This is a genomic window from Micromonospora sp. NPDC004551 (assembly GCF_040609975.1).
GTDB lineage: Bacteria > Actinomycetota > Actinomycetes > Mycobacteriales > Micromonosporaceae > Micromonospora.
Map to the genome: position 1 here is coordinate 63,463 of NZ_JBEXLM010000021.1, position 16,702 is coordinate 80,164.

General features: G+C 74.2%; 14 protein-coding genes. 7 read left to right on the forward strand and 7 right to left on the reverse strand.

Annotated features, from left to right (window positions below; all coding sequences use genetic code 11):
- The first annotated feature begins 81 nt into the window (after positions 1–81).
- Positions 82–3,321, forward strand: a complete 3,240-nt coding sequence (locus ABZW14_RS23170; RefSeq protein ID WP_355350087.1) for a hypothetical protein — start codon at positions 82–84, stop codon at positions 3,319–3,321.
- A 52-nt stretch (positions 3,322–3,373) separates the two neighbouring features.
- Here the strand turns inward: ABZW14_RS23170 and ABZW14_RS23175 are convergent, their stop codons facing one another.
- Positions 3,374–4,423: a zinc-dependent alcohol dehydrogenase family protein gene (locus ABZW14_RS23175; protein ID WP_355350090.1), complete on the reverse strand. Its 1,050-nt coding sequence runs from the start codon at positions 4,421–4,423 to the stop codon at positions 3,374–3,376.
- Between the two features lie 91 nt (positions 4,424–4,514).
- On the opposite strand from ABZW14_RS23175, the gene ABZW14_RS23180 reads away from it, so the two are divergent.
- Positions 4,515–5,477: an arginase family protein gene (locus ABZW14_RS23180; protein ID WP_355350093.1), complete on the forward strand. Its 963-nt coding sequence runs from the start codon at positions 4,515–4,517 to the stop codon at positions 5,475–5,477.
- Here ABZW14_RS23180 and ABZW14_RS23185 read toward each other — a convergent pair.
- Both ABZW14_RS23185 and ABZW14_RS23190 read right to left on the reverse strand, forming a co-directional pair.
- Entirely contained in the window at positions 5,446–6,201 is a 756-nt protein-coding gene (locus ABZW14_RS23185) for an alpha/beta hydrolase (protein WP_355350096.1), read from the reverse strand. The genes ABZW14_RS23180 and ABZW14_RS23185 overlap by 32 nt on opposite strands.
- A gap of 152 nt (positions 6,202–6,353) precedes the next feature.
- Positions 6,354–8,426: a phosphocholine-specific phospholipase C gene (locus tag ABZW14_RS23190; RefSeq protein ID WP_355350099.1), complete on the reverse strand. Its 2,073-nt coding sequence runs from the start codon at positions 8,424–8,426 to the stop codon at positions 6,354–6,356.
- Between the two features lie 182 nt (positions 8,427–8,608).
- On the opposite strand from ABZW14_RS23190, the gene ABZW14_RS23195 reads away from it, so the two are divergent.
- Positions 8,609–9,316 (forward strand): hypothetical protein, encoded by a 708-nt coding sequence (locus ABZW14_RS23195; RefSeq protein ID WP_355350102.1) that lies wholly within the window; start codon positions 8,609–8,611, stop codon positions 9,314–9,316.
- A 39-nt stretch (positions 9,317–9,355) separates the two neighbouring features.
- Here the strand turns inward: ABZW14_RS23195 and ABZW14_RS23200 are convergent, their stop codons facing one another.
- The 3 genes from ABZW14_RS23200 to ABZW14_RS23210 form a co-directional block, all read right to left on the reverse strand.
- The gene (locus ABZW14_RS23200) at positions 9,356–9,817 is read right to left on the reverse strand and encodes a DUF5709 domain-containing protein (protein WP_355350105.1); all 462 of its coding nucleotides are present in this window, start codon (positions 9,815–9,817) and stop codon (positions 9,356–9,358) included.
- Positions 9,818–9,902: 85 nt separating this feature from the next.
- Positions 9,903–10,643, reverse strand: a complete 741-nt coding sequence (locus ABZW14_RS23205) for a hypothetical protein (protein WP_355350108.1) — start codon at positions 10,641–10,643, stop codon at positions 9,903–9,905.
- Entirely contained in the window at positions 10,640–11,143 is a 504-nt protein-coding gene (locus ABZW14_RS23210) for a SigE family RNA polymerase sigma factor (protein ID WP_355350111.1), read from the reverse strand. The genes ABZW14_RS23205 and ABZW14_RS23210 overlap by 4 nt, the downstream gene beginning before the upstream one ends.
- A gap of 139 nt (positions 11,144–11,282) precedes the next feature.
- Here ABZW14_RS23210 and ABZW14_RS23215 point away from each other — a divergent pair, with 139 nt between their 5' ends.
- From ABZW14_RS23215 to ABZW14_RS23225, 3 genes are read left to right on the forward strand one after another with little or no spacing between them, the layout of a single operon-like run.
- Complete coding sequence (locus ABZW14_RS23215) at positions 11,283–12,059, forward strand: DUF3152 domain-containing protein (RefSeq protein ID WP_355350114.1); 777 nt, start codon at positions 11,283–11,285, stop codon at positions 12,057–12,059.
- Positions 12,060–12,117: 58 nt separating this feature from the next.
- A complete protein-coding gene (locus ABZW14_RS23220) occupies positions 12,118–13,776 on the forward strand; it encodes an FAD-dependent oxidoreductase (protein WP_355350117.1) in 1,659 nt (552 codons plus the stop codon).
- 55 nt (positions 13,777–13,831) lie between these two features.
- On the forward strand, positions 13,832–15,256 hold the full coding sequence (locus ABZW14_RS23225; protein WP_355350120.1) for an ATP-binding protein: 1,425 nt from the start codon (positions 13,832–13,834) through the stop codon (positions 15,254–15,256).
- A 9-nt stretch (positions 15,257–15,265) separates the two neighbouring features.
- Here the strand turns inward: ABZW14_RS23225 and ABZW14_RS23230 are convergent, their stop codons facing one another.
- Positions 15,266–16,093 carry a DUF72 domain-containing protein gene (locus ABZW14_RS23230; RefSeq protein WP_355350267.1) on the reverse strand — a complete coding sequence of 276 codons (828 nt, stop codon included), beginning with the start codon at positions 16,091–16,093 and terminating at the stop codon, positions 15,266–15,268.
- A 143-nt stretch (positions 16,094–16,236) separates the two neighbouring features.
- Here ABZW14_RS23230 and ABZW14_RS23235 point away from each other — a divergent pair, with 143 nt between their 5' ends.
- Complete coding sequence (locus ABZW14_RS23235) at positions 16,237–16,674, forward strand: VOC family protein (RefSeq protein WP_355350123.1); 438 nt, start codon at positions 16,237–16,239, stop codon at positions 16,672–16,674.
- Positions 16,675–16,702: the final 28 nt, after the last annotated feature.

The following is a 16,702-nucleotide window of genomic DNA, read 5'->3' on the forward strand; positions in this document are numbered from 1 at the left end:
ACGTCCGGCACGCGGGCGGGTGGATGTTGCCGGGGGCCGACCCGGTGGTGCCGTCTCGGGCGTTCACAGGGAGTTGACTGGATGCAGGTCTGGAGTCGCACCGTCGCGGGTCTGGTCGCCGGGGCCGTCGTGGTGATGGGCGTACCGGCGGTCGCGGGCACCGTGGCGACGAAGCTTAGCGCCACGGGCGCCGGCAGCACCGTGCGCACCGGCGTGGCGGCGCTGAGCGGCGGCGCCGCTCTCGGCGCGGCACGCACGGTCGCCACCGCCGCGCAGGTGGTGCCGGGGGACACCCGGCTGGTGCCGACGGCGCCGCGTACCGACACGCCGCGGATCACCAACGGCGAGATCAAGGACCTGGAGGTGATCGGCAACCGGGTCTTCATCGCCGGCACCTTCACCTCGATCGCCAACGTCGGCGGGGCGACCATCGCCCAGAAGTCGCTGGCCTCGTACAACCTGGACACCGGGAAGGTCGACACCGGCTTCAAGCCGACGTTCGACGGATCCGTCGAGGCCGTCGAGGCGTCGCCCGACGGGTCGGCGCTCTACGTCGCGGGCTCCTTCAACACGGTCGGCGGCGTCACGAAGCGGAAGATCGTGAAGCTCAACCCGACCACCGGCGCGCCGATCGCGGCGTTCACCGCGACCGCGAACGCCCGCGCGACCGCGCTGGCCGTGAGCGGCACCGCGGTCTACGTGGGCGGCCAGTTCAGCACGGTCAACGGGGTGAGCCGCCCCGGCCTGGTCGCGCTCAACCCGACCACCGGCGCCGTGGACACCGGCTTCAACCTGCCGCTCACCGGCGGCATCGGCGTCGGCGGCATGCTCACCGTGCAGCAGCTCAAGCTGACCCACGACCGGAGCAAGCTGCTGGTCGTCCACACCGGCCGGCAGATCGCCGGCCAGGACCGCTACGGCGTCGCCCTGATCAACACCGCCACCAAGGCCCTGCTGCCGTGGCGTACCCGGCTGTGGGAGGACAACCTCTCCTTCGTCGGGGGCATCCAGCGGGTGTTCGCCGGCGACATCGCGCCGGACGACTCCTACTTCGTCGTCACCAGCGGTTCGGGCGGCGACCGCCCGCCGATCAACGACACCGCCATCGCGTACCCGCTCACCGGCGCCGACAACGTCCAGCCGCTCTGGGTGTCGCGGCACTTCGACAGCGTCTACTCGGTCGCCATCACCGCCACCGCCGTGTACGTCGGCGGCCACTTCAGCTGGCAGGAGTCGCCGACGTCGAACGTCCCCTGGCCCGGTCTGGACAACGTCGGCTACGGCACCGGCCAGGGCCTGAGCGGCTACGGCCTCGGCGACCAGGTGGTCCGCCGCGACCACCTCGGCGCGCTCGACCCGAAGACCGGCACCGCGCTGGAGTGGAACCCCGGCTCCAACTCGTACGAGGGCGAGAAGGCCATGCTGGCCACCGCCCGCGGTCTCCTCGTCGGCGGCGACGGCAACGTCAAGGGCGGCAAGACCGTCGGCCGGGTCGGCTTCTTCGACCTGAACACGGTGCCGGCGCCGTCGGCGGTCGACACCACGATCGTCACGCCCATCGAGGGCGCGGTGAAGCCTGCCAACGAGTCGTTCACGCTCGGCGGCCAGGCGCTCGCACCGGCCGGCGTCACCCGGGTCCAGATCGAGATCCAGAACAAGAACACCAGCCAGTACCTCCAGGACGACCTGAAGACGTGGGGCGCGTCCAACAGCATCAACGCCACGGTGGCCGCGGTGAACGCCACCTCGACGACGTGGACGCTCCCGGTGTCGCTGCCCTCCGGCGTCTACCAGATCCAGGCGAAGACGTTCGGCCGCAACAGCACCAGCGACCCCACGAAGGCGGTCAAGAAGATCGAGACGTTCCGGTTCGACGACCTGCCGCCGTCGACGCGGATCGACTCCCCGCCCGGCGGGCTGCTCGCCACGAAGACCTTCGTCGCCACCGGCACCGCCACCGACGACAAGGGCGTCAGCGCGCTGACCTACTCGTTCCGCACCCCCGACAACCGGTATCTGCAGGACGACGGGACGGTGGCGCCGGTCTACAACACCTTCCGCGGTGAGCCGGACGTGATCGGCGCCTTGTCGACCACCTGGCAGTTCGAGGTGGCCCTGCCCATCGAGGGCCAGTGGAAGATGACCGCCACCGCCATCGACACCGCCGGCCAGAGCGACCTGCGCGGCGACACCCGGGACTGGACCGTCTCGGCGACCGGTGTCCCGCCGACGGTGGCCATCACCGCGCCCGTGGCGATGACCCCGCCGACCGCGGCCGCGCCGGTCACCGTCGGGCCGGGTGGCACCATCACCTTCGCCGGCACCGCGCAGGACGACGACGCCGTCCGGTCGGTGGAGATCTACCTGCGCAACAACACCACGCGGGAGGCGCTTGCCGCCGACGGCACGTGGGGCGCCGACTCGGTGGCGGCCTACTACCGGATCTCCCCGACCAACCTCAACGCCGCGTCGTACAACTGGTCCTACACCACCGTGCCGCTCACCCCGGGCGTCTACGACTTCCGGGTACGGGCCACCGACAGCCTGGGCCTGACCACGTCGGGCACGAGCATGGGCCGGCTCACCGTCACCGCCCAGGTGCCCGGTGACGCGTTCCCCGACGGCCGGCTGAGCTTCACCGGCGTCGACCAGAACGTCGACCAGTTGCACCTGAACCTGTCCGGCACGGCGACCGACGACAAGGGCGTGCAGAGCGTCCGGGTGGCGCTGCGCGACCTGGACACCGGCCGGTACGTCCAGCCGAACGGCACCATGGCCGCCGCCTTCGCCACGGTGAACGCCACGCTGGCCGCGCCGGGCGCGACGAGCACCGCGTTCACCCTGTCGATCGACCTGCCCACCAAGGGTGAGTACAGCGTCGAGGCGTGGGCCGTCGACACGGCGGGCCAGCAGGACGGCTCGACCTCGGGCGCCACCGCGCGGTACCTGGTCTACCCGGGTGACCTCGACCCGCGGCTGGAGCCGAGCATCACCCCGGTGGAGGGCGAGGTCTACACCGGCGGCCGGATCGTGGTCTCCGGCCGGGCTGTCGACGACGTCGGGATGCTGCGGGTGGACATCCAGATCTCCAACAGCGCGGGACAGGGGATGAGCGCGGCCGGCACGTTCAGCACGCCGGGCACCCCGGGCAACTTCCCGTGGATCGCGTCCTTCCTCACCAGCCCGGGTTCTCCGGGGTCGAACTTCGCGTACACCTCGCCGGTGATCCCGGCGGGCACCTACACGGTGTCCATCCGCGGCGTCGACAACTACGGCCAGCTCCAGCAGCCGGTGCGGACCGTCTCGGTGACCGTCGGCTGAGCCCGGCCGCGGACCGGTCCGCCCCTCGGGGCCGGACCGGTCCGCGGCGCGTTCAGCGGGGCACGACGAGGCACATCCCGCCGGCCGCGGGTCCGTCCATCGTGGTCAGCGCGTCGGGCACCGCGTCGAGGCCGATGGTGCGGGTGATCAGCTCGCCGGGGCGCAGCACCCCGGCCGTGACCAGCCGGAGCAGCCCCGGATAGGCGTGCGCTGCCATGCCGTGGCTGCCCCGCAGCTCCAGCTCGTACGCGATGACCAGCTCCATCGGCAGCGCCGGGCGGCCCTGCGCGACGGGGAGCAGGCCCACCTGCACGTGCCGGCCGCGCCGGCGCAGGCTCTCGACGGACGCCACGCAGGTGGCGTGACTGCCCAGCGCGTCGAGGGAGAGGTGGGCTCCGCCGCCGGTCGCCTCCCGGACGGCCGCCGCCACCGCGCCCGGCCCGGTGAGCGCGCCGGCGTCGAGGCAGACCGTCGCCCCGAAGCGCCGGGCGAGGTCCAGCGCGCCCGGGGCGATGTCGACCGCCACCACCCGCGCCCCGCAGGCCGCCGCGATCATCACGGCCGACAGGCCCACCCCGCCGCAGCCGTGCACCGCCACCCACTCGCCCGCCGCCACCCGGCCCTGGTCGACCACGGCCCGGAACGCCGTGGCGAAGCGGCAGCCGAGCGCCGCGGCGGTCGGGTGGTCCAGCTCGTCGGGGAGCCCGACCAGGTTGACGTCGGCGTGCCGCACCACCACGTACTCGGCGAAGGAACCCCAGTGGGTGAAGCCGGGCTGCGTCTGCCGCTCGCAGACCTGCTGGTCGCCGGCCAGGCAGGCGGGACACTGCCCGCAGGCGCAGACGAAGGGCGCGGTGACCCGGTCACCGGGCCGACGGCCGCGGACGTCCGCGCCGACCGCCGCCACCACGCCCGCGAACTCGTGCCCGGGGACGTGCGGCGGGCGGATGTCCGGGTCGTGCCCCTGCCAGCCGTGCCAGTCGCTGCGGCACAACCCGGTCGCCTCGACCCGGACCACCACGCCGTCCGGCGGCGCCACCGGGTCCGGGACCTCGCGGACCTCGGGCCGGGCACCGAACTCGTCGAAGATCACGGCACGCATGCCGGCATCCTCACACGTCACCCGCGCGGGCGGTGCGGGTGGCCGCCCGATACCGCCGCTGCCCCACGGCCCCGGATGCCACCATGGGGGCGTGACCGCGCGCGGCTGGTATCTGGCGGGGGCGCCGTGGGACTGCTCGGGGCTCGGCCGGGGTGAGCGGCTCGCGCCGGCCGCGCTGCGGGCGGCGGGGCTGTCGGCGCTCGTCCCCGACGACGCCGGGGACGCCCCGATCGTCATCGACGACGACCGGCGCGACGACGCCACCGGCGTACGCGCCCTGGAACAGACCATCCGGGCGGCGACCGTGCTCGCCGACTGGCTCGACGACGCCGCCGGGCGCCGGCCCGGCCACCGGCCGCTGGTGGTCGGCGGTGACTGCAGCCTGCTGCTCGGTGTCCTGCCCTGGCTGCGGCGGGGCCGGGACCGGGTGGGGCTCTGGTTCGTCGACGGGCACCCCGACCACCTCGACGGCCCCTCCTCGCCGACGGGGGAGACCGCCGACATGGACCTGGCCCTCCTCACCGGCTCCGGGCCCGAGCGGCTCACGGCGCCGGCCGGGTCGACCGCCCCGCTCGTCGCGCCCGCCGACGTGGTGCTGGTCGGCCACCGCACCCGTGACCTCGACCCGGAGGCCGCGGCGGAGGTGGCTCGCCTGCCCGCCAGCATCCGGCGCATCGACGCCCCCGCGGTCGTCGATGCGCCGCGCCGGTGCGGGGAGCGCGCCGCGGCCCTGCTCGCCGGCGTCGACGGGGGTGTCTGGCTGCACGTCGACTGCGACGTGCTCGACCCGGCGGCCATGCCGGCCGTCAGCTACCCGGAACCCGGCGGGCCGACCCTCGGGCAGTTGGCTGACCTGTTGGCGCCACTCTTCGCCGCGCCCCGTCTGCTCGGCGTGAGCATCGCCGATTTCCGGCCCGATCTGGACCCGGACGCTGCTTACGCGGCAGCGCTGGTCGCCCTGCTGCGCGGACTCCTGTCCGGCGGGTCACCACCGCACCTCTCCCAGGACGTCGGTGCCCGCCTTACTCCCCCAGGAACTCCTCGATCACCGTGACCAGCCGCACCGGGGTCTCGTACATGGCGTAGTGGCCCGCGTTGGCGAGGACCTCGAGCCGGGCGTTGGGATAGTGGCGCAGCCAGGTCTCGCGCATCGTGTCCGCGCCCAGCGCGGGGTCGTGCTCACCGACCACGGCGAGCGCGGGCACCGGGTTGCCCTTCACCTCGTCGGTGAAGTCGGTCCGCGCCCACGCCGTGAGGTACGCGCCGAACGCCTCCGGCGTGGAGTGGTCGAGGGAGAACCGGACCATCTCGTCCAGCCAGCGGCCGGACAGCCGGTTGCCGGTGGTGAGGTCGATGATCGCGCGGCGGTTGGCCGGGTTACCGGCCGCGCCGTCGAACAGCGTCCAGCCCTGGAGGTCGAACGGCACGCCACCGGCCGGGACCGGGCTGATACCGACGAGGTGGGTCACCCGCCCGGGGGCGTCGGCGAGGACCCGCTGGGCCGCGCTGCCGCCCATGGAGTGCCCGACGACCGAGAAGGTGTCCCAGCCGAGGAGGTCGGCGAGTTCGAGGGCGTCGCGGGAGATCTCGGCGATGGTGTGCTCGCCGGCCACGCCGGTGCGCGCGCCGTAGCCCCGGTAGTCGGGGAACGCCCAGGTGAAGCGGTCGACGTCGACCAGCTCCGGCAGCGAGCCCCAGCCCTGCGCCGAGCCGAACCACCCGTGCAGGGCCAGCACCCGGTGCGGCCCGTGACCGATGGTGCGGTGGCTGATCGTCATGTCGGTGTCCCCTTCCGCGGCTGTGCAGTGGCGACAGTGAACGACCTGACGGCCGCGCGGGGGAACACCGGCGTCGGATAGGCGACGCCGCGCGCCTGCCCGAGGTGCCGTCCCGCCTCCGGCCGGAGGCGGGACGGTCACCCGGGCCCGGATCAGACCAGGCCGCCCATGGCCGGGTCGCTGATGCTGGGCTTGCCGTTCTCGACGTGACCGGCGTACCGGACCGTGAAGGCCGGGTCGGCGGAGAGGGTGACGGTCAGGTCGTACCAGCCGTGGGCGCGCGACACCGACCAGGACGGCGACGCCGTCTCGCCCGGCTTGAGCGACAGCCTCGTCCGCCGGGACGAGTAGCGGTCGGCGACGGACACCTCGACCCGCTTCGTGCCCCGGTTCACCAGGGTCAGGCCGACGTGGTGGTCACGCTCGTCGTACCGCGCCCGGACGTCGACACCGGCACCGGCGCCGCCGCTGAACCGGCGGAAGAAGCCGTTGGGGCCGTGGACCTCGAGGTCGTACCCGGCGGTGGCGTCCCAGGTGTCGCTCACCTCCCGGCCCGGCTCCACCGTGTAGGTGCGCGGCGGCTGCGCCGGGTCGGCCGAGCGGGCTCCGAACACGCCGGTGGCGCCGCCCGAGTTGCGGAAGTCGAGGTGGAACGACGTGCCGTCCGCCCGCCCGTCCACGTGCAGGGTGTACGGGATGGCCCGCGCCGGCCGTACGCCGCGTTCCTGGCGGGGCAGGCTCGGGTCGGCCGGCGGCACCGGCACCTCGTCGGGCTGGCGGGTGAGGTCGACCGGCTTGAGGTCGGCGGTGTCCGGCAGTTCGACCCGTGGCGAGGCGTTCGGGGTCCGGAAGTCGAACGCGCTGGTCAGGTCGCCGACCACCGCCCGGCGCCACGGGGTGATGTTGGACTCGACCAGGTCGGGGTTGCCCTTGGCGAACCGGGCCTCCAGGAAGCGGATGAGCGAGGTGTGGTCGAACACCTGGGAGTTGACCCACCCGCCCCGGGTCCACGGCGACACGACGATCATCGGCACCCGGATGCCGAGGCCGTACGGGCCGGCGGCGCGCCGCCCGTCGCCGGGGAAGATCTCGTTCGTGGTGGGCACCGTGGACAGGCCCTCGGCACGGCTCTGCGGCGGCGTCGGCGGCACCACGTGGTCGAAGAAGCCGCCCTCCTCGTCATACGTGATGAACAGCGCCATCCGGCTCCACACCTCAGGGTGGCTAGCCAGGATGTCGACGACCTGCGACATGTACCAGGCGCCGTAGTCGGGGCCCCAGTTCGGGTGCTCGCTGTAGGCCTCCGGCGCGACGATCCAGGACACCTGGGGCAGCGTTCCGTTCTCGACGTCCCGGCGGAAGTCGGCCAGCAGCGCCTCGGGGGAGCGGTCCTGCCCCAGGATCTCGGTGCCGGTCTTCGCCCGGTCCGCGAGCGGCGTGCCGGGCCGCGCGTTCTGGTACTGGTGGAAGTAGAGCAGCGAGTTGTCGCCGTAGTTGCCGATGAACGGGTCCCCGGTCCAGCCCCAGTAGCCCTCGGCGGTCAGCCCCAGGCCGGTGTCCTGGTAGACCTTCCAGGACACGCCGGCGCGCTCCAGCCGCTCCGGGTAGGTCGACCAGTCGTAGCCCGCCTCGGCGTTGTCGATGACCGGGCCGCCGCCCTTGCCGTCGTTGCCGACCCAGCCGGTCCACATGTGGTAGCGGTTGGGGTCGGTCGAGGCCAGCACCGAGCAGTGGTAGTTGTCGCAGACGGTGAAGGCGTCCGCGAGGGCGAAGTGGTAGGGCAGGTCGCCGCGGGTGTGGTGGGTCATGGTGACCACGCCCTTGTTGGGCACCCACCGGTCGTAGCGGCCACCGTTCCAGGCGCCGTGCGTGTCGGTCCACCCGTGCGGCGGGTCGGGCAGGAAGGTCTGCCCGAGGTCCGGCACCTCGGGCCGGAAGGGGAGCAGGTCGGCGGGGCCGTTCGGCTGGTGCCAGACGCTCCGGCCGGACGGCAGCGTCACCGGGTGCGGGTCCCCGAAGCCGCGGACGCCGCGCAGGGTGCCGAAGAAGTGGTCGAAGGAGCGGTTCTCCTGCATGAGGAAGATGACGTGCTCGACGTCCTCGATCGAACCGGTCCGGTTGTTCGCCGGGATGGCGAGGGCCTTGCTGAAGTCCACCGGCAGGGCGGCCGCCGCCACCGGAGCGCTCATCATCTTCAGGAATTTCCGACGGTCGACATGTGCCATGACTGAACCCACCTGACTGACGCCGAACGATTGGCGGGTGCACGCTATTGGCGCCAGATGGACCTGACGTGTCGGGAACGCGAGCGTTGTGCCAACGCCGGTCGAGCCGCCGGCCGGTGCGGGTGGTCAGTAAGATCCACACACCCTGGCGAGCCCTCGCCTCCGCCCCTTCCGGAGCCCGCATGTCCGAGCCGCAGGACACCACCGTTCCCGACGTACCCGAGGTCACCCGGCTCCGGCGGCGCTGGCTGCTGCCGGCGGCCGGGCTCGCCGCGGCCCTCGCGGTGGCGTTCGCCATGGTCGTCGGGACCGGGCCCGAACCGGAGCGGCCGGCCACCCGGACCGTCGCGGCGCCGACCTCACTGCCGCCGACCACCACGGCCCCCACCGCGAGCGCCGCTCCGGTCCCGACGGTCGTCCCGACCCCGACGGCGACGCCCACCCGCGCGGCACCCCCGACGCGGCGGCCGGCGCCGGCCCGGTCGAGCGCGGGTACCGCCCCGCGACCTCGCGCCACGAGCAGCAGCCCCAGGGCCGGCTGCACCCCGGCCGGCGTGGTGGACGTGGTGCAGGTCTTCACCTACGGCGAGGTGAAGGTCGCGGCCCGGACCGACGGCGAATCGTCCGATCAGCTCTGCCCGGGCGAGCGCATCCGGGTCTTCTGGGCCACCTACCGCCGCACCGCGGACGGCGGCGCGACGCTGTACCGGTCCCAGGTGCGCTACCTCGACCGGTCGTCGCCGACCTGGACCATGCACCTTGCCCTGCCCGGCACCTGCGGGCCCTGGTACGTGGCGTCCGGGTCCTGGAGCATTCCCCAGACGTTGAAGCCGGGCGGGGTGCCGTTCGGCGGCGGCAAGCTGAACTGGGAGACCGGCGAGAACTGCTGACCGGTCCGGCGGAGCGGAAGGGCGGGCTCGCCGCCCACATCACCGCAGCGGGCCGTCTCCCGGGCCGTTCGGGTCGTCGACCAGGTGCATGGCGGCCTCCTCGGCGCTGGCCGCGCCCCCGTCGATGCCGGCGTCCCAGGCGACCGCGTCCGCCTGCTCGTCCTCGCCGAAGCCCGCGTCCTCGGCCACCAGGCGTCCCGTCCGGGCCTCCCGCTCGTAGCCCCGGCGGGTCAGCTCGTCCTCGTCGTCGCCCACCTCGGCGTACGGGTCGATGTCCGGTTCCTCCTGGGCGAGCAGTTGCGCAAGGGACTCGCCGGCCCGCTCCTCGGCAGGCGTGGTGCCGAACCGGTTCGCCGCCGTCCAGTGGTCGGTGGCGACGATGCCGGTGTCGAGGGGATCACCGACCCGGTCGTCGTCGAGGGTGTCCGAGGCGTCCAGGACCCCGTCGTCCTCCGCCACGTTCCACTCGTCGGCGATGTCCGTCCGCTCGGTCTGGCTCACGGCAATCCTCCCTTGGTCGACGCCCGGCCCTGCCAGCCCAGCCTAGAACCCTCGCCACCAGCGGCGACGACCGCGGGGGACCCGGTCACAACCGCCGGCCCCGGGCGTCGCGGGCGACGATCCCGTCCAGGGGCCTGGCGGGGGCCAGCACCCCCGGGTCGAACCAGAAGATCACCAGTTGCGGGTCCTCGCTCCATCGGGCCAGCCGGGCCTCGACCTGGCGGCCGTCGACGGTGCCGACGATCCGTGCGGCCGGCCCGACGAAGTAGCCGAAGGTGGGTACCGGGGTGACGGAGGGCACCCGCCCCTGCGGGTCGTAGCCGATCTGGTGGAAGCCCGGCCGGCGGTCGCTGCCCGCCACGTCGTTGACCAGGTAGTCGGTGGTCAGCTCGCCGGTGGGGGAGCGCCGGCCGGCGACCAGGCCGATCGTCACCCCGGGCAGCTCGGGCACGTCGACCGGAACGACGTAGAAGACCCGCTCGTCGTCGCCGTACCGGATGCCGGTGCCCACCACGGCCCCGACCGGCCGGGGCTCCGCCTGTCCGGGGGTCGTGGTCGGGCTGGGTCCGGCGGCCGCCGTGGCGGCGACGACGGGCGCGCTGGCGACCGGGCCGGGCCGGGCCGGCTCCGGCGGGCGTGTCCGCGCCACGGCGCCGATGCCGATGACCAGCGCCGCCACCGCCACGGCCACCGCACCGGTTCCGGCGACCTGCCGGCGGCGGCGGACCCGCCGGCCCTCCCGCATGATGCCGGCGAGGTCGAGACCGCTCCGGTCGGCCCGCTCGGTCGCGCGCATGACGCGCCGCAGCTCGTCCACCTCGGTCATCGCCGCGCCTCCTGCGGCTCTCGCGCGGCGAGGCCCGCGGTGCGCAGCTTCTCCAGCGCTCGGGAGGAGGTGCTCTTGACGGTCCCCACCGAGACGTCGAGTTCGCGGGCCACCTGGGCCTCCGGCAGGTCGAAGTAGTGGCGCAGGACGACGACGGCGCGTTCGCGCGCGGTGAGCGTGCCGAGGATGGCGAGCAGCCAGCGCCGGGTGGCCACGTCTTCTGCCACGTCGCCGCCGTGCGCCTCCGGCAGGTCCTCGGTGGGGTACTCCCGGATCGGCCGCCGCCAGGTGTCGACGAGGTGGTTGACCAGCACCGACCGCGCGTAGCCGTAGGGGTCGCCGCCGCGGATCCGGGACCACGAGGCGTAGGTGCGGACCAGCGCGGTCTGGGCCGCGTCCTCGGCCTGGTGATGGTTGCCGGTCATCAGGAAGGCGGCGTGCACCAGCCGCGCGGACGCCGCCGTGGCGAACTCGACGAACTCCGCGTCACCCCGGGCCATGCCCGCCCTCTCGACATCTCACCTGGGACAGGACGGGTGAGGCGGGGGAAAGGTTGAGTCCCGCCCGGATCAACTTTGTCATCGGGCCGCCCGTCCTCCTCCCTGCGCACCACCGGCGACGGCGAGGGGAGAGAAGAGGATGGGGACGAGCGTGGGCCGGGCCCGCGGTGGCGGGACGATGCTACTGCTGGCCGCGCTGCTGTCCGGCTGCGCGCCGTCCGCCGCCGGAGAGACCGCCGCCCCGCCACCCGGTGGCCCGGCCACCGTGCCGGCGGCGGCACCCGTCCGGCAGCGCCCGGTCCGGATCACCTATCCCGGCCACGGCCACGGCCGGTGGCGGTTCGCCGCCGCCGAGCCCGTTATCCCGGGGGGTACGCGCACGCTGCTGCGCTACCGCGTCGCGGTGGAGGGCGACATCGGCGGGGTGCCGCCCGCCGACTTCGCCGCGGAGGTCACCCGTACCCTGGCCGACCCGCGGGGCTGGACCGCGGACGGCAGGCTGGCCCTGCGCCGGGTCGGGCGGGACCAGGCCGCCGACTTCACGATCTACCTCGTCACCCCGGGCACCCGGGACGAGCTGTGCCAGGACGGGCCGGACGGCTACACCTCCTGCCGGCGCGGTGACCGGGTGGTGCTCAACGTCGCCCGCTGGGCCACCGGCGCGCCGGGCTTCGGGGCGAGCCTGGCCACCTACCGCCGGTACATGGTCAACCACGAGGTCGGCCACCGGCTCGGCCACGGGCACGAACGCTGCCCGGGGCGGGGCCGGCCGGCGCCGGTGATGCAGCAGCAGACCCTGGGCCTGCACGGCTGCACGCCGAACGCGCTGCCCTACCCGCACGGCCGGCGCTACGCGGGTCCGCTGGGTGCGTACGCCGACCAGGTGCCACCCGCCGAGCGCGGCCGGCCCGGGTGAGCGGGGCCGGGACGGCGCGTGGTGGGGATCGGCCGGCGGGGGTGCTTTAGTAGACGCCATGCCCAACCCCGCGATCCTCACCGTCGACGACGACCCGGCCGTCTCCCGGGCGGTCGCCCGCGACCTCCGCCGCCGCTACGGCGACCGCTACCGGGTGGTGCGGGCCGACTCGGCCGAGGCGGCGCTGGACGCGCTGCGCGAGCTGAAGCTGCGCGGCGAGCAGGTGGCGGTGCTGATCGCCGACTACCGGATGCCGCAGATGAACGGCATCGAGTTCCTCGAGGCCGCCATGGACCTCTTCCCGGCCGCCCGCCGGGTGCTGCTCACCGCGTACGCCGACACCGACGCCGCGATCAACGCGATCAACGTGGTCGACCTCGACCACTACCTGCTCAAGCCCTGGCACCCGCCGGAGGAGAAGCTCTACCCGGTGCTGGACCAGCTGCTGGCGGCGTGGACGGCCAGTGCGGCCACGGCCACCGCCGACCTGCGGGTGGTCGGGCACCGCTGGTCGGCCCCCTCGTTCAAGGCCCGCGACTTCCTGGCCCGCAACCTGGTGCCGTTCCGCTGGGTGCTCGCCGACGAGCCGGAGGGCGCCGAGCTGCTGGCGGCGGCCGGGGTGACGGCGAACGACGTACCCCTGGTGGTGACGGCCGACGGCAAGTCGCTGGTGCAGCCGACGACGGCCGACCTGGCCGCGCAGGTGGGGCTGGCCACGACGCCGGCCGCGGACTTCTACGACCTGGTGGTGGTCGGCGCGGGCCCGGCCGGGCTCGGCGCCGCCGTCTACGGCGCCTCGGAGGGGCTGCGGACGGTGCTGATCGAGCGGCGGGCCACCGGTGGCCAGGCCGGGCAGAGCAGCCGGATCGAGAACTACCTCGGCTTCCCGGACGGGGTCTCCGGCGCGCAGCTGACCGACCGGGCCCGCCGGCAGGCGCTGCGGTTCGGCGCCGAGCTGCTCAGCGCCCGCGAGGTGGTGTCGCTGGAGGACGCCGGCGCGGCGCGGGTGCTGCGGTTCGCCGACGGCAGCAGCGTCGCGGCGCACACGGTGGTGCTGGCCACGGGCGTCTCCTACCGGATGCTGCCCGCGCCGGGGCTGGCCGAGCTGACCGGGCGGGGCTGCTTCTACGGCTCGGTGGCCAGCGAGGCGCCGAGCTGCTCGGGGCAGGACGTCTACATCGTGGGCGGGGCGAACTCCGCCGGGCAGGCCGCCGTGCACTTTTCCCGGTACGCCCGCCGGGTGCACCTGCTGATCCGCGGCGACGACCTGACCCGGTCGATGTCCAGCTACCTGATCGAGCAGATCGCCCGGATCGACACCATCGAGGTCCACCCGCACACCGAGGTGGTCGGCGGCGCCGGTCAGGAGCACCTGGAGGAGGTGACCCTGCGTGACACCCGCACCGGCGAGACGCGGCGGGCCGACACCTCGTGGCTGTTCGTGTTCATCGGTGCGGAGCCGCACACCGACTGGCTCGACGGCGCGGTCGCCCGGGACAGCCGCGGCTTCGTCCTCACCGGGCCGGACCTGACCCGGGGCGGCCGCCGGCCGGCCGGCTGGGCCCTGCCGCGCGACCCGTACCACCTGGAGTCCAGCATGCCCGGCGTCTTCGCGGCCGGTGACGTGCGGGCCGAGTCGGTGAAGCGGGTGGCCTCGGCCGTGGGCGAGGGCGCCATGGCGGTCTCGCTCGTGCACCGTTACCTGGAGGCACAGTGAGCGCGAGGAGTGAGCCGGGTTTGCGAGCCCCGCAGTCGCGAACCGAGGAGGCACAGTGACCACCGAATCCGACCGGCTCACCCCGGACGAGCTGCGGCGCCTCTTCCTCTTCGAGTCGCTCACCCCCGAGCAGCTCGCGCACCTGGCCGAGCACGGCCGGGTGGAGCGGCGGCGGGCCGGCGAGGCGGTCTACGTCGAGGGTGAGCAGGCGAGCTGCTTCTACGTGCTGCTCGACGGCACCGTGACCCTGCACCGCCGGGTCCAGGGCGACGACGTGGAGGTGAGCCGCACCAGCCAGCCGGGCGTCTACGGCGGCGCCATGCAGGCGTACGTGGGCGACCTGGCCGAGCAGCGCTACCTCAACAGCCTCTTCGCGGTGACCGACAGCAAGGTCTTCGCGCTCCCCGCCCAGATCATCGCCGACGCGATGCGCACCTGGTTCCCGATGGCCACCCACCTGCTGGAGGGCCTGTTCGTGGGGATGCGCAACACGCAGACCATCGTCGGTGAGCGGGAACGGCTGCTGGCCCTGGGCGCCCTCTCGGCGGGGCTCACCCACGAGCTGAACAACCCGGCGGCAGCCGCCGTACGGGCCACCTCGGCGTTGCGCGGCCGGGTCGCCAAGATGCGGCACAAGCTCGCCATGATCGCCGACGGCCGGCTCGACGGCCGGCGCCTGCACGACCTCGTGTCCCTGCAAGAGGAGGCCGTGAAGCGGGCCGCCGCCGCGCCGGCACTGTCCCCGCTGGCGGCCAGCGACGCCGAGGACGAGCTGGCCGACTGGCTCGACGAGCACGGCGTCCGGGGCGCCTGGGAGCTGGCCCCGGCACTGGTCGCGGGGGGCATCGACAGCGGCTGGCTGGACCAGGTCGACGCCGCGGTGGGCGCCGAGGACCTGGAGTCGGCGATCCACTGGATCACCTACACCATCGACACCGAGCTGCTGATGGGCGAGATCGACGACGCGGTCACCCGGGTCTCCGGGCTGGTCGGCGCCGCGAAGCAGTACTCCCAGCTGGACCGGGCGCCCTACCAGACGGTGGACGTGCACGACCTGCTCGACGCCACCCTGGTCATGCTCCAGGCCAAGATCCCGCCCGGGGTGCGGGTGGTGAAGGAGTACGACCGGAGCGTGCCGGCCGTCCCCGCGTACGCGGCCGAGCTGAACCAGGTCTGGACCAACCTCATCGACAACGCGCTCGGCGCGATGGCCGGCGACGGCACGCTGACCATCCGGACCGGCCGCAAGGAGGACCGGCTCGTCGTGGAGGTCGGCGACACCGGCGGCGGGATCCCGCCCGAGATCCGGCCGCGTATCTTCGAGCCGTTCTTCACCACGAAGCCCGTCGGCGAGGGCACCGGCCTCGGGCTGGACATCTCCTACCGGATCGTCGTCAACAAGCACCACGGGGACATCCGGGTGCGGTCGGAGCCGGGCGACACCCGGTTCGTCGTCCTGCTGCCGCTGGCGCCGGCCTGACCGGTCGCGTCAGAACAACGTCGACGGGGCGACCGGCGCCGGCTCGGGCAGGGGCGCGACCTCGGGCAGGCGCGCCCGGACCTGGTCGTGGAAGCGGCGGGCGAGGTCGGGCGCGTCGGCGTTGTCCGGCGTGTGCACGAAGACCGTCGGCGAGCGGCCCTCCCGCAGCCAGCCGGTCACCACGTCGAGCCACGGCTGCCAGCCCTCGACCGTCCGCGCCGGGTCGTCCCGGCCGAGGTAGCGGACGATCGGCCGGTCGGTCAGCGCGTGCGTCCGCAGCGGGGTGCGCGGCTTCTTCAGCCAGGCGTCCCGCTCCGCGTCGCTGGTCGGCGGGGTGCGGAAGAACGCGGTGGTGTCGAAGGGGATCCACTCGGCGCCGGACCGGGCGAGCGCCTGCTCCAGAGCGTGCACCGCGCCGGGGTCGGTGAAGAAGGCGGGGTGGCGGACCTCGACGGCGTACCGGTGGGTGGCGGGCAGGTCGCGCAGGAAGCGGTCCAGCGCGGGCACGTCGCCGGGGCCGAACGAGGCGGGCAGCTGCACCCAGAGGGCGTGCGCCCGCGGACCGAGGGGCTCGACGGCCGCCAGGTAGGCCCGCAGCTCCGCGTCGGCGCCGGTGAGCCGGCGCTCGTGCGTCACGACCTTCGGCAGCTTGGGCACGAAGCGGAAGTCGGGTGCGGTCTGTCGGGCCCAGGACGCCACCGTCTCCGGGCTCGGGGTGGCGTAGAAGGTGGTGTTCCCCTCGACCGCCGTGCACCACTCGGCGTAGGCGCGCAGCCGCTCGTGCGCCGGCAGCGGGTGCGCCAGGAACCGCCCCTGCCAGGCCCGGTGTGTCCACATGGCGCAGCCCACGTGCAGCCGCATCCGGTTCCTCCCACCCCTCGACGGCCCGGCGCGGCACCCGCGCCGCGGCACACGGTATCCGGCCCGCGGGCGCCCGCCGGGTTCGGCCGGGCCGGGAGCGGGCAGGAGGGAGCACGGAGGTGATCGACGTGGTCGACGGGGAAGGCGTGCCGAGGTTGTGCCAGGTGGTGCTGGACTGCACCGACGCGCGGGCGCTGGCGGAGTTTTACCGGTCGCTGCTGGGCCTGGTCTACCGGCCCGGTGACGAGCTGCCGGAGCCGGGCCGGGTGGACGAGCGGGGTCGCGACTGGCTCGTGCTGAGGACTCCGGAGGGCACCCCGCAGATGGCCTTCCAGCAGGTCGATCGGCTGCCCGCCGCGACCTGGCCGGCGGGGGAGGTGCCGCAGCAGCTGCACCTCGACCTGACCGTGCCGTCGGTCGAGGAGCTGGCCGTGCAGCACGAGCGCGTCCTGCGGCTCGGCGGTCGCCTGCTGCGGGACCGCAGCGACGACCCCGACGAGCCGCTGCGGGTGTACGCCGACCCGGCCGGCCACCCCTTCTGCGTCTTCGTCTCCTGAGCCGGATGGCCCGCCCGGTCCCGGCGCC

Bases quoted from the DNA above. Each gene is read 5' to 3' on its own strand.
- ABZW14_RS23215 (WP_355350114.1), top strand. From the start codon at position 11,283: ATGGGGACGAGCGTGGGCCGGGCCCGCGGTGGCGGGACGATGCTACTG.
- ABZW14_RS23210 (WP_355350111.1), bottom strand. From the start codon at position 11,143: ATGGCCCGGGGTGACGCGGAGTTCGTCGAGTTCGCCACGGCGGCGTCC.
- ABZW14_RS23230 (WP_355350267.1), bottom strand. From the start codon at position 16,093: ATGTGGACACACCGGGCCTGGCAGGGGCGGTTCCTGGCGCACCCGCTG.
- ABZW14_RS23205 (WP_355350108.1), bottom strand. From the start codon at position 10,643: ATGACCGAGGTGGACGAGCTGCGGCGCGTCATGCGCGCGACCGAGCGG.
- ABZW14_RS23170 (WP_355350087.1), top strand. From the start codon at position 82: ATGCAGGTCTGGAGTCGCACCGTCGCGGGTCTGGTCGCCGGGGCCGTC.
- ABZW14_RS23190 (WP_355350099.1), bottom strand. From the start codon at position 8,426: ATGGCACATGTCGACCGTCGGAAATTCCTGAAGATGATGAGCGCTCCG.
- ABZW14_RS23220 (WP_355350117.1), top strand. From the start codon at position 12,118: ATGCCCAACCCCGCGATCCTCACCGTCGACGACGACCCGGCCGTCTCC.
- ABZW14_RS23195 (WP_355350102.1), top strand. From the start codon at position 8,609: ATGTCCGAGCCGCAGGACACCACCGTTCCCGACGTACCCGAGGTCACC.
- ABZW14_RS23175 (WP_355350090.1), bottom strand. From the start codon at position 4,423: ATGCGTGCCGTGATCTTCGACGAGTTCGGTGCCCGGCCCGAGGTCCGC.
- ABZW14_RS23185 (WP_355350096.1), bottom strand. From the start codon at position 6,201: ATGACGATCAGCCACCGCACCATCGGTCACGGGCCGCACCGGGTGCTG.